Raw genomic sequence first — 12,255 nt, forward strand, 5'->3', positions numbered from 1 at the left:
AATTTATAAGCAAATATGAACGATATGAACATTGAAAAGCTGCAAGACTTACAAGCCATTGCCAATGTATTGCATTCAGTGCTGACTATTTATCCAGAGTCGGATGTGATCAATACCTTTAAAGATCAAGATATTGTTGAAAATTGGCCTAACCTGTTAGCAACCGATAGCGATCATAAAGGATTAACATACCTAAAAGCTTATCTTGCTCAATGGAGCGGTAATGAGGCTGAGTTGATTAAGCTCAAGCTCGACTACGGCATGCTATTTTACGGTCCAGGTACACCTTTAGCCGCACCGTGGGGGTCTGCTTATACCAGTTCTTCACAGTTACTTAATGATTTTAGTACCGTTACGTTAAAACAGTTTTATGCTACTAACGACATCAATATCGACATGAGAACCAACGAGCCTCTCGATCATATTGGGTTAATATTAGCGGTACTGTCATTTTTATTGACCAAAGCGATGGCAGAACCTCAAAATCCGTACTTTCAAAAAGCGATCAATGAATTACTCGAACAACATTTACTGCCTTGGGCTTATCGATGTTTAGAGCTAGCCTATTCCTATGCTGAAACAGATTATTACAGAGCGTTTGCTATTTTAGCCAAAGAATATCTTTTGTACCTGGAACAAATATTTGATCTTCACCCCAAACGAATCGCAATTTATCGATAGGGTAATCTCTATGGCATTTCTTCAAGCATTAGTACAACAGTGGCACAAAGCCGATTTGGGTTATAGCTTGTTGTTAAATTTTCAGCATTCAGAAGACATAATGCAACTGTTTAATGGCGCGACTGATATCAAGACCGTGGCTAATTTAATCGCTGCGTTAGTCTATAGTGAGGGCGAACCTAGATGGTTAACAAGCGAAAGTCACGATTTTGAAAAACCGCTAAAAAATGAGTTAGTTTTTAGGTGTGTATTAATAAGCTGCCAACTTATATTTATAAAAGTATCTCAAAGAATTAATTTAAACCAAGCGGAAAGACTTATTCTTACCTTATCGAATGTATGGGTTAACCAGAAACGCGATGATCAAAGTAGTAGTGAGTTGATCGAACTGATTAAAAAAATCTACACTCAGGTATATTCTATCGATCTAGCAAGTAGAAGCGTGATTAAAAACATGAAGTAATCTAATTAGCCAGTATTACTATAGATAATTTATTTAACTAATATTTTAACTTTTTTTCTATAAAAATACTGTCTTTACTCAAGTAATACTTAATTTTTTCGCGATGGCAAGATTTACGATTAAAACAAAATTCATAAATTACTCAAACAAACTGAGTTTTAGATCATCTCAATCACTCTTCGTTACTTAATTATTAGCGTTGAAGTGCATGCAATTAGAAGCTGACTCATAGAGTTGATTCATTTTATAAAAAATAGGAAATAGAAAATTATGGAATTTTTACGAACTGATGATAGTTACTTTGTTAATTTACCAGGCTATCAGTTTACACCTAATTACCTATTAGTGGACGATAGTGAAGGAGGCCAGTTACGGATTCATTATCTTGATGAAGGAGACAAAGATGCTGCGCCAATATTATTACTACATGGAGAACCTTCATGGAGTTTTTTATATCGTAAAATGATCCCGATCCTTGTTGCAGCAGGTCATCGAGTTATTGTCCCAGATCTTATTGGATTTGGCCGTTCAGATAAACCAAGTCAACGTTCTGATTATACCTATCAACGTCATGTAGATTGGATAAAATCATTCGTTTTACAACTTGAATTAACCAACATTACTTTGGTATGCCAAGACTGGGGCGGCTTAATCGGGCTGCGTATGGCAGCTGAAGATATTCCGCGCTATACCGGTATTGTTGCAGCAAACACCATGTTACCCACAGGTGATGAAGAAACTAATGATGCATTTATGCAATGGTTTAATTACTCGCAAGAAGTAGTACATTTCCCTACAGGACAGATGATAAATGGTGCATCTGTTTCAAATTTATCAGATGACGTTATTGCTGCATATGACGCGCCATTCCCTGATGAAACATACAAAGCTGGTGCTCGTGAATTTCCCTTGTTAGTGCCTATTACGCCTGATGATCCAGCAACACTGAAAAACCGTGCAGCATGGAAAGTATTATCTCAATGGGAAAAACCTTTTTTGACAGCGTTTAGCGACTCAGATCCTATCACCGCTGGCGGAGATAAAATGATGCAACAAATAATACCGGGTGCAAAAGGGCAAAAACATACAACGATTATCAATGCTGGTCATTACTTACAAGAAGAGCAAGGTGAGGTGCTAGCCGAGGTTGTGGTTAAGTTTATTGCTGATAATCGTTAACGCGCCCTTTAGCCAAGTTCGATAACTGCTTAGTAATAATAATGGTATCCATTATTAACATGCTTATCTCGATGGCTATATGTTCTGTAGAGGGCATATAGCTGCTATTTATCATGATTAGCTTATGGTTTTATTGAACCATATTGATGTTTAATGCTAACATTTTATCTCTGTATTCAATTTCACTATTTATTCCCACCTTAACCTCTCCTAAACCCGTCCATCAGTATGCTTGTTCCAATATGGTGTAATACACACGTTTGGAGATGCAGTTGATGATGGTAAAACCGACCTTACGAAAGGCGATGCTGGCACTGATGGGCATAAGCCTGTTGGGCTGTAGCGCTGTCGATAATGTCAATTACGCCGACCGAGCCAGTCAAGCTGAGGCAGATACAGGCCAACGTTTGATTGAGCCGTTATTGGCAGCATCAAATACCCAAGATGCGCCGACGTAATCGGTAGCGCAATTAACGGATTTAGATAAATCGTATATTATAATGTGATGATAATTATATTATCATCAGGTGTTAACTTAATTCGATTGTACTGTAAGGTAATCGGCCTATAATGAGGGGTATCTTGACGCCGTACTAGGTTATGGGATCGCCGCAATGAAATACCGCACACATTTATTTTCTCTTCGTATCGGGCATGCACTCCGAGAGTCTTTAAAAGACGCTTCCTACAATGCCAATGCATTCACTAAAGATTTATTAGCCGGCTTAACCGTTGGCATTATTGCTATTCCATTAGCAATGGCGCTTGCGATTGCCATAGGGGTCGCGCCGCAATACGGGTTATATACTGCCATTATTGCTGGGTTTGTTATTCCGCTCACCGGTGGCTCGCGTTACAGCGTGTCTGGCCCTACCGCCGCGTTTGTGGTGATCCTTTATCCCATAGTGCATCAATATGGTTTGTCAGGGTTATTGCTTGCCAGCCTGTTATCCGGACTAATGTTGATTATCATGGCGTTGTTTCGCTTAGGCCGTTTTATTCAATATATTCCCGAGTCGGTCACGTTGGGTTTTACCGGTGGTATTGCTGTTGTTATCGCAGTATTACAAGTGAAGGATTTTTTTGGTCTAACTATTAGCGAAATGCCAGAAAGTTTTGTCGGTAAGGTGGCTACCTTGGTTCAAGAAATACCAGGGTTTTCTTGGCCAACATTGCTGGTGGGATTAAGCACCTTAGTAGTGTTTATTCTGTGGCCTAAACTCAAGTTGGCGGTACCCGCACATCTTCCTGCCGTGGTTGTTGCGAGCATTGTGGCGCTGGTACTAAATCAACTCGGTTTTCATGTGGCGACAATTGGTTCTACGTTCAGCTTTACCTTAGCCGACGGCTCAATCGGGGCGGGCATTCCCTCTATGCTGCCTGACTTTGAATGGCCTTGGCTTCGCGCGCAATCCGGTGAAGTGCCATTGGTACTAAGCTGGCAATTGGTGAGTGATTTATTGTCTGCGGCCTTTGCGATTGCCATGTTAGGCGCCATTGAATCGCTACTGTGTGCAGTGGTGCTAGACGGCATGTCAGGTAAAAAACACAGCGCCAATAGCGAATTACTTGGCCAAGGTATCGGTAATATTATCGCGCCATTTTTTGGCGGTATTACCGCGACCGCTGCAATCGCACGTTCGGCGGCTAACTATAAGTCGGGTGCGGTAAGCCCAATCGCGGCCATGATCCATGCGGTGGTGGTATTAGTGTCTTTATTATCGCTCAGTACTGTTTTAGCTTATATCCCCATGGCGGGCATGTCGGCGCTGCTTATCATGGTGGCATGGAACATGAGCGAAGCTCCCAAGATTGTCCATCTGGTTAAAAAATCCCCTGCCAGCGAAGTGTTAGTGTTGATGGTGTGTTTGTTACTGACTATATTCTTCGATATGGTCATTGCGATCAGTGCTGGGATCATTTTGGCGTCGTTATTATTCATGAAACAAGTGGCCGACATGACCAAGGTGCAAGACATTAGCGAGCAGAAAAAGCACGTGCATGTTGAGTTACCGCCGCGTTGGAAAGTGTTTAAAATCAATGGACCATTATTTTTTGCTGCCGCCGACAGTGTCTTTGGCGAGTTGGCGCATTTGAGTGGCGACCAAGATGGGGTGGTGTTGTATTTTGATGGGGTATCGCTTTTAGATTCTGGTGGTGTCTCGGCGCTGTATAAGTTTATTGCTAAATGTAAGCATGATAATACTCGGGTATTGTTGGCCGATTTTCAATTTCAGCCACTTAAAACCTTAGCCAAAGCAGGCTTTAAGCCTGACGGCGTGCAGTGCGTGACGTATTCAACCTTGGCAGGTGCGCTAGACGATGTGGTGGCTGGAGCTTAAAAACACCATAAAGGCTGACAAACCAGTATGGTGTTTTCGATAAACTAGCTGCGATAACGTTTTGTCAGTTATTGGGCTGGTTTAGCCACTTCAATATAATGCCAGGAGTCTGCAATGTGCAGCCTTGCTGAAGTCACACGTTTATTCCGCTCGACATTAATGTGGTTAGTTTGCTCTGACCACAACTCTTGCAGGGCGGTCATCTTAAGATAAAAACCGTCCATATTAATGGTGATCGGCGTTTCCTGATAAACCCACAAATACTTGCCCTGTAACTCGGTGCCAACATAGGTCAGCGTTAACGGATGTTGCTGCTGATCCTGCATCGAAAACGTCGAAATAGCATAATAAGCAAACGCTTCACGGCCAACGGGATCGCCGATCAGATCGGTACTTTTATCGATCACTTGTTGGGCTGCGTGTTCAGCATCGTGTAAATAAAACCGATGCTGGACTTCTAGCATGCCGCTCCGCTGATTAAATACAATACTGGTGTAAGCTTCTTTTTGCTGGTGGGCCGTGACATTGCCCGCCAGCAAACTTAACGCGATAGCCATGAATCCTGCATAAAATGATAGACGCATTATTTTTTCTTCACTTTTATTTCAGGCTCTTTCAGGGCTTCTTTATTGTCATGCATAATGTCGCGATACTTATTGCCCTTACGTTCCTCTTCTTTAAAGGCTTCAATGCGTGAGGGAATAATTTGCCTTGGGTAATAGTTGTTTTCAATATCGACATCGGCTGTTTCGCCGCGACGATCAACCACGGCAGACACTAAGATTTTGTCTTTGTCGGTAACAATGAGCTTACTGACTTCAAACGGTGAACGGCGCCAAATTTCTGCAGGCAGCACCAATGACTCGGTATCACCATTTTCAAACGTGAGTTCGAGTAAAATTGGCATCACTAAGCCACCTAAATTGGCAAAGTTAAACACATAATAGTTTTTATCTTCTTTGAGTGCGCGTGCGAGTGTTTGTTGCTCCCACGGGTCTAGCTCGGCGTGTTTTTTGTTGTACTTGTTGCGTTCTTTATTGGTCACGCTAAATTGATCATATTGGTCATGATAATCAACGTTATCTGAATTAAGTTCTACCCAGGTTTTTAGGCCACTTTGTTGGTTACGCTCAACCGAATAAGGCATGGGTTTGTCTTTATAATCTTGGCGACGACGATCAAAATCAATATCAGGATTATTGCTGTCTAAGCGCAGTTTATAAATGCGATCTAGCGAGATATCAACATGATCAGTGGTGTAAAACTAGCCACGGAAAAACCAATCTAAGTCGACGCCAGAGGCTTCTTCCATGGTGCGGAAAAAGTCGCTTGGAGTAGGGCGCTTGTTCATCCAGCGACGGCTGTACTCTTGAAAGGCAAAATCGAATAGCTCACGGCCTAATACCACTTCACGTAAAATGTTGAGTGCCACAGCAGGTTTAATATAGGCGTTTGGACCAAGCTGTAACACGCTGTCTGACTGCGTCATCACCGGCACTTGCACGTTAGACTTCATGTACTCAATCACGTCACTTGGCTCACGCCCCCACGGTAAATTAGGGTCCCATTCGCGGGTGGCTATGCCGTCTAAAAAGCTGTTTAAGCCTTCGTCCATCCACGTCCATTGGCGCTCGTCTGAGTTCACAATCATTGGGAAATAGTTATGGCCGACTTCGTGGATTACTACGCCGATTAAGAATTGTTTTTCCGACAAGGTATAAGTACGGCTTTCATCATCGTGCCAAATGGTGCGTGGACCATTAAAGCTGATCATCGGGTATTCCATGCCGCCAACAGGGCCGTTTACACTAATGGCCGCAGGGTAAGGATAATCGAAGGTAAAGCGCGAATAGACTTCAAGGGTGTGAATAACCGATGCAGTTGAATAACGCTGCCAAAGTTCTCCACCTTCTTTAGGATAAAACGACATTGCCATCACTTGTGGGTTCTGGCTGCCTTTTTGTTGGTAACCTTGAGCATCCCAAATAAATTTACGTGAAGATGCCCAAGCAAAGTCGCGTACGTTTTCAGCTTTAAAATGCCAGGTTTTATTGCTTTTAGCAGTGCTTGACTCGTTAGTAATTGCTTCGTCTTCTGAGACAATAAATACAGGCTTTTTGGCTGTTTTAGCTTTATCTAGACGGTTGATTTGTTCAGGTGATAACACCTTTTTGCTGTTTTGTAATACGCCAGTGGCTGTGACGATGTGGTCGCTGGGTACGGTCATACTGACATCGTAATTACCAAACTCGAGGGTAAACTCGCCGCTGCCTAAAAACTCTTTATTGTGCCACGCTTCGTAGTCGGAATAGCTGGCAACTCGCGGAAACCACTGCGCCAATAAGAAGATGTCATTACCGCCTTTACGCTTGTCGTCAGGGAAGTGCTCGTAACCCGAACGCGCGCCAACGGCGTCTTCTTCTAAAATGTTATAGCCATAATTAATGTGTAACTGCGTCGATTTATTGTGGCTTAACGGGGTGGGTAAATCGACGCGCATTTGGGCGCCGACAATAGTGTATTTTAAAGGCTTATTATTAGTGTCAGTAACAGCCGCTATTTGATAACCCAAGTTATTGTCAGCTAAAAATTGTTGGCGACGAAGATCACCTAAACTGATTTTGGCAAAGGCATTATCACCGTAAGTGTTGTTAGCACTAACACTACCATCCACGCCATTAAATGCGGCGCTGCGTTCAGATATCGAATCTGATTTAAAACGATTTTGTTCTAGCTGTAACCATAGATATTTGAGCGTATACGGTGAGTTGTTGTGATAAGTAATCACTTGCTTGCCTTGAATGCAACGCTTTTTTTCATCCAGAGTGACATCGATTTTATAATCAACTTGTTGTTGCCAGTAGTCTTTACCTGGTTCGCCAGCAGCATTGCGGTAATCGTTTGGTGTTGGAAGGCTCTCTTCAAGTTGACGAAACTTGTCTACAAAATGACCTTTGCTTTGGACAATTTCAGAAGCCGAACTGGTAATAATAACTGAACTGGTTAATGCCAGTAACAGCAGCTGACGATACACGCGCATAAATACTCCTTTGACGTCAGCAAGCTGATGCCAATAATCCCAAAATGATGATTTGTTATATTTTTTGTAGGCGGAGTGTAACTAAATTGACCCTGTTATGCAGTGATTAGAGTGTTACGAAGTTTTGCACCTTGCTGATGCCAATTCCGTATGGCATAACAACAGCAAGCGAGATTAATTGAAAATAGGCAGGAATTTTTGCAGGTTTTTATGACGGGCCTCGTCAGAGGTCAGTTCAGGTAATATTTTGTATTTACTCATAATCTGCTGATATTCGCCATTGGCTTTTAGCATGTCGATGCCGTTAGCAAAGGTTACAGCATAAGCTTTATTGTGTGGATTAAAGCCAACATATAAAGGCACCGGTTTGCCTATAGTGCCAGCGTAGCGAAGTTGCTTGGTTAAGTTTAATTGACTCGCGGTGTACTCAATGACATTTTTGTTGTCGATGATGACCGAATGACGTCCTTTTACCAGCCGAATAATATTCATCGCTAATGGATCTCTACCCGAGGCAAAGTAGGTATTAGAATGTGCAGCAAACCAAGCATCGAGCTCAACACCATAGTCATAGCCAGTGACGACAGCAGCTTGTTGAGTGCTATTAAGGTCGGTAATCTGCTCAAATGTTTCATTACTATCAACAAGAGTATAAAAGTCATTGCTGTTATAGCCGACAATCACATCAGCATTAATCAATTGGTTTTCCGCAATGGCGTTCGGCGTCAATGCCAGTACAGCATCAATGTTGTTTCTTTGCAGTTCAATCAGTGCGCGTTTATAAGGAAGAATCTGAAATTCAATCGGTTGGCCTTGGATTTCAAAAGCGCGACTTGTGAGTTCTACAACGTAGCCTGTTTGGTTGTTGCAGATATAAGGACACCAAATATCAGATGCGATACGGATAGGTGTAGCATGGGCGTGAATACTGAAAATAGACAGTAAAACGAACAGATACTTTAACAAGTATTTTGCTCCATGTGTTGAAGGGGCGGGTATATTAATGGTTTAAAGAGTATAGGCAATCTTTTTTGATTAAAAAAAATACTACTTTATGTTTTGCTAACAAACATGCCGATTTTGTGAACAGGTAACCGGTGCCAGTAACAGACTATTCATTATAGTTACATTTTAATAACAATTAACCAAGGTGATATTTTTATGGCAATTTTAAACAGAACATTTACTCATGTAGTGGTTGAGCAGCCTGGCGAACCCAGTGCGATGATCATGACTAAATCAACACTTGCGATGCCAACAGAAGGCCAGGTGACGATTAAGGTGTATGCCGCTGGAGTTAATGGGCCTGACATTAAACAGCGCGTTGGTGCTTATCCACCGCCAGCAGATGCCAGCCCGATTATCGGGCTAGAAGTGGCTGGTGAAATTGTTGCCGTGGCAGACGATGTTACCCAATGGAAAGTGGGCGATAAAGTGTGTGCCTTAGTGCCTGGTGGCGGTTATGCCGAATTAGTGAATACTTACGCAGCGCATTGTTTACCCATTCCTACCGGTTACAGTTTTGTGCAAGCTGCCGCGTTGCCAGAAACTTTTTTTACCGTGTGGGGTAACTTGTTTATTCGTGGTGGACTTAACGCGGGTGAAACGGTACTTATTCATGGCGGTTCTGGCGGTATCGGTACGACCGCAATTCAAATGGCGAGTCGTTTAGGCGCAACGGTATTTGCGACCTCTGGCAGTGCAGAGAAATGCCAATACTGTCTTGATCAAGGTGCTAGCGTAGCGATTAACTATAACGAGCAGCACTTTGTTGAGCCGATTTTAGAAGCAACAAATGGATTAGGCGTTAACGTGATTATGGATATTGCAGGTGGCGACTTTATTAACGAAAACCTCAAAGCGATTGCTACCGACGGACGTATGGTGTCGGTTGCCATGCAACGTGGTCCACAAGCAAACGTGGATATTTTCCGTATTATGGCTAAACGAGTGATTTGGACAGGGTCAACGTTACGACCACAAAGCGTGGCGAATAAAGCCCTTATTGCTCAAGGTTTGGCAGAGTTCGTATGGCCGTTATTAAATAGCGGCAAAATGAGCATTCCAATTGATAGTGTGTTCCCATTCTCGCAAGTGGTGCAAGCACATGAACTAATGGAGTCGGGCACACACAAAGGCAAGATAGTGTTAGATCTACAAGCTGATCCTCGTTAAGTAAATGAATACCCTTATCAATACACATATTACTATTGTGGTTTTAATCAGCGATATATTTTGATAAAAAACTTGAAGCTTGATGTTTTTAAGCTAAAGTCGTGATCACAAAGTGATTGGCCTGAAACGGGTTAATCACTTTTGTGAGGCGTTTATTTTGTGAGAAAAATGACGATAAAGTGTTAAAAATTGACGACAACCAACATTTTTATGCGATTACTCGAAAATTTCATCGTTTTAGGCATTGATTCTCAGAAATATTCTGTTTAAATACCCACACAAATACAGAACAGATAATCGTGGCGTAGTATGAAGATGTTATCTTCAATAATCCTGCATCATTTTTAGAATATGTGTTGATTAAGGGCGTTAGCATATATGTATAACACTGCAAAAAAACAACTTTGGTTTGGTGAATTAAGAACATCGAAAGGTAACACTATCGTCGTTCATGATAATCAATTGCCAGAAGCGTCACCAGGGCGAATTTTCATGTACAACACAATCCGTAATACGATTGTGGAGTACGTAGAAGACATCGTTAAAGTTAACTTACACGACTTAGACGAGCAACAAACAAAAGCCGCTATGGCTGAGTTTGGCGATGCTTGGAAGGTGGCACGTAGTGAGTTTATGGCAAAGCATCAGTTACGAATTGATTTATCAAAAGTACCCGATACAGCGCCACCGCGTAAGGCTAAACCGGCTCCAGAGCCAGATGAACCGATTAACGCCGATGATGACATTCCAGAATTTGATGATTCAGATGATGACAATGATAGCTTTGATGACATGGGTGATAGTGTAGACGATTAAACCTGCAGATAACATTGAGTCTCTGGCTCAGTGTATTGCGTGGTCTATGTTATTATCCTGCTTATATCTGCTATAGATTACTGACCACATAAGGAATAATTTATTATTCCTTATGTGGTTTATTCTTTGTCGAAACTGTCGACAATAATCGCACCCATGGACGCGGGCATCGCGATTAAAATAATCCGTTTTAACGCTAAAATTGGGTCGGTGATTAATGGCAATTTATCTAATGCCAATAGCACAATGCTGACCACCAATAACGTTAATATATACGCTGCAATTACCCGCAACAAAAATGCTCGTCTACGCTTAACAATATTTGCCTGAAACACACTCTGATAAGCAAACAGAGTAATAAATGCCAGCGACAATACCACCACCAATACCAAATTTAATGCAGGCAAACTGGCCGACAATCTCCATGCTTCTTCAGAAAATGCAATCGGCACTGACAGGGCAAAAGCCCCAACAGCAATTTGACCAATATCTTCGGCATTAAAATTGGATTTTACTGGCTGATTATTCTGCATCAAACTGATATCGAGTGATGTGGTGATAAACCTTGCCAGGTGTTACCCACACATCGCCGGGCAAGTCAGGTTGATTCGGCGAGTCGGGTAGCATTTGCGGTTCAATACACACAGCTTGATGATCGCTTAATACTCGCTGCTTTTTGCCTACAGTGCCCTGCAAAAAGTTTGCGCCGTAAACCTGCACCCCAGGCTGGTTAGTATAAACCGTCATATTACGGCCGCTATTCGGGCTGGCTAAACAACCAAATCGTTGTAAATCTGCACCGGGATTATCTAACACATAGCAATGGTCAAAACCCTTGGTGGCAGCTAATGCTGGGCGCTCGGTTTGTACCGACATCGGCGTGGCTTTTGCCATGTCTAAATCGCTACCTGCGGTAGGTTGCATTGCGGTAGGTACGCCAACATCATTCATTGTGAGGTACTTTTTAGCATCCACTTGTAAGGTATGCTGTGTATTAGTGTCGCTGCGATTACCGTCTAAATTAAAGTAGCTGTGTTGGGTTAAACTAATGGGACAGGCTTTATCTGTGCTGGCCAGCATTTCAATGTACAAGTTATTACCCACTAAACGGTAATCGAGTTGCACAGTACAATTGCCCGGAAATCCCATGTCGCCGTCAGGGCTTGTTAAGGTTAAGCGAACGCCATCACTTAAGGTACCGAGTTGCCACAATTTTCGATTAAAGCCCTCAACACCACCGTGCAAACAATTGCTCGCTTGATTTACGCTAAGTTGATATTGATGGCCATCATATTGGGTTTTACCATTGGCAATTCGATTGCTATAACGTCCTGCTATCGCGCCTAAATAGGCTTGTTGAGCCAAATAATCTTCGACATTGTCGCAGCCTAAGACGATATTTTTGCGTTCACCGTTACGATCTGGAGTCCATAATGATCGAATGATGCCGCCTAAACTTAATACTTCAAGTGCGATGATGCCATTATCAATTCTAACCCGTTCAATCTCACCACCACGGGGATCTTGCCAAGGTTCCAGCACACTAAAACGTACCATTT

The 12,255-nt window shown here is 42.4% G+C and carries 11 protein-coding genes and 1 pseudogene; 7 read left to right on the plus strand and 5 right to left on the minus strand.

Annotated elements, in window-relative coordinates; genetic code table 11:
- Positions 1 to 15: 15 nt before the first annotated feature.
- From AAEY97_RS10295 to dauA, 5 genes are all read left to right on the plus strand, one after another.
- Positions 16 to 681, plus strand: coding sequence for a TorD/DmsD family molecular chaperone (locus AAEY97_RS10295; RefSeq protein WP_162024026.1), 666 nt, complete (start codon positions 16 to 18; stop codon positions 679 to 681).
- Between the two features lie 10 nt (positions 682 to 691).
- Complete coding sequence (locus AAEY97_RS10300; protein WP_162024025.1) at positions 692 to 1,144, plus strand: hypothetical protein; 453 nt, start codon at positions 692 to 694, stop codon at positions 1,142 to 1,144.
- 270 nt (positions 1,145 to 1,414) lie between these two features.
- Entirely contained in the window at positions 1,415 to 2,323 is a 909-nt protein-coding gene (locus AAEY97_RS10305) for a haloalkane dehalogenase (protein ID WP_350998658.1), read from the plus strand.
- Positions 2,324 to 2,598: 275 nt separating this feature from the next.
- Positions 2,599 to 2,781: a hypothetical protein gene (locus tag AAEY97_RS10310; RefSeq protein WP_350998661.1), complete on the plus strand. Its 183-nt coding sequence runs from the start codon at positions 2,599 to 2,601 to the stop codon at positions 2,779 to 2,781.
- A 156-nt stretch (positions 2,782 to 2,937) separates the two neighbouring features.
- Positions 2,938 to 4,665 (plus strand): C4-dicarboxylic acid transporter DauA, encoded by a 1,728-nt coding sequence (dauA, locus tag AAEY97_RS10315; protein ID WP_350998664.1) that lies wholly within the window; start codon positions 2,938 to 2,940, stop codon positions 4,663 to 4,665.
- 68 nt (positions 4,666 to 4,733) lie between these two features.
- On the opposite strand, the gene AAEY97_RS10320 is transcribed toward dauA, so the two are convergent.
- The 3 genes and pseudogenes from AAEY97_RS10320 to AAEY97_RS10330 all read right to left on the minus strand — a co-directional run bounded on the left by AAEY97_RS10320 (position 4,734) and on the right by AAEY97_RS10330 (position 8,671).
- A complete protein-coding gene (locus AAEY97_RS10320) occupies positions 4,734 to 5,249 on the minus strand; it encodes a DUF6702 family protein (protein ID WP_162024022.1) in 516 nt (171 codons plus the stop codon).
- Positions 5,249 to 7,705, minus strand: a pseudogene (locus AAEY97_RS10325) (M1 family metallopeptidase). The gene AAEY97_RS10320 and the pseudogene AAEY97_RS10325 overlap by 1 nt, the downstream one beginning before the upstream one ends.
- 174 nt (positions 7,706 to 7,879) lie before the next feature.
- Positions 7,880 to 8,671, minus strand: coding sequence for a substrate-binding periplasmic protein (locus tag AAEY97_RS10330; RefSeq protein WP_350998668.1), 792 nt, complete (start codon positions 8,669 to 8,671; stop codon positions 7,880 to 7,882).
- Positions 8,672 to 8,866: 195 nt separating this feature from the next.
- Between AAEY97_RS10330 and AAEY97_RS10335 the strand changes: the two genes are divergently transcribed.
- Positions 8,867 to 9,880, plus strand: coding sequence for an NAD(P)H-quinone oxidoreductase (locus AAEY97_RS10335; RefSeq protein WP_350998671.1), 1,014 nt, complete (start codon positions 8,867 to 8,869; stop codon positions 9,878 to 9,880).
- 378 nt (positions 9,881 to 10,258) lie between these two features.
- Positions 10,259 to 10,696 (plus strand): hypothetical protein, encoded by a 438-nt coding sequence (locus tag AAEY97_RS10340; RefSeq protein ID WP_101085004.1) that lies wholly within the window; start codon positions 10,259 to 10,261, stop codon positions 10,694 to 10,696.
- 119 nt (positions 10,697 to 10,815) lie between these two features.
- Here AAEY97_RS10340 and AAEY97_RS10345 read toward each other — a convergent pair whose 3' ends face one another.
- Both AAEY97_RS10345 and AAEY97_RS10350 read right to left on the minus strand, forming a co-directional pair.
- Positions 10,816 to 11,229 (minus strand): DUF2391 family protein, encoded by a 414-nt coding sequence (locus AAEY97_RS10345; protein WP_101085005.1) that lies wholly within the window; start codon positions 11,227 to 11,229, stop codon positions 10,816 to 10,818.
- Positions 11,219 to 12,253 carry an aldose epimerase family protein gene (locus tag AAEY97_RS10350; RefSeq protein WP_350998674.1) on the minus strand — a complete coding sequence of 345 codons (1,035 nt, stop codon included), beginning with the start codon at positions 12,251 to 12,253 and terminating at the stop codon, positions 11,219 to 11,221. Before AAEY97_RS10350 ends, AAEY97_RS10345 begins: the two co-directional genes overlap by 11 nt.
- Between the last annotated feature and the right edge of the window lie 2 nt (positions 12,254 to 12,255).

Origin of the sequence: Shewanella sp. TB7-MNA-CIBAN-0143 (genome assembly GCF_040310065.1) — a bacterium.
GTDB lineage: Bacteria > Pseudomonadota > Gammaproteobacteria > Enterobacterales > Shewanellaceae > Shewanella.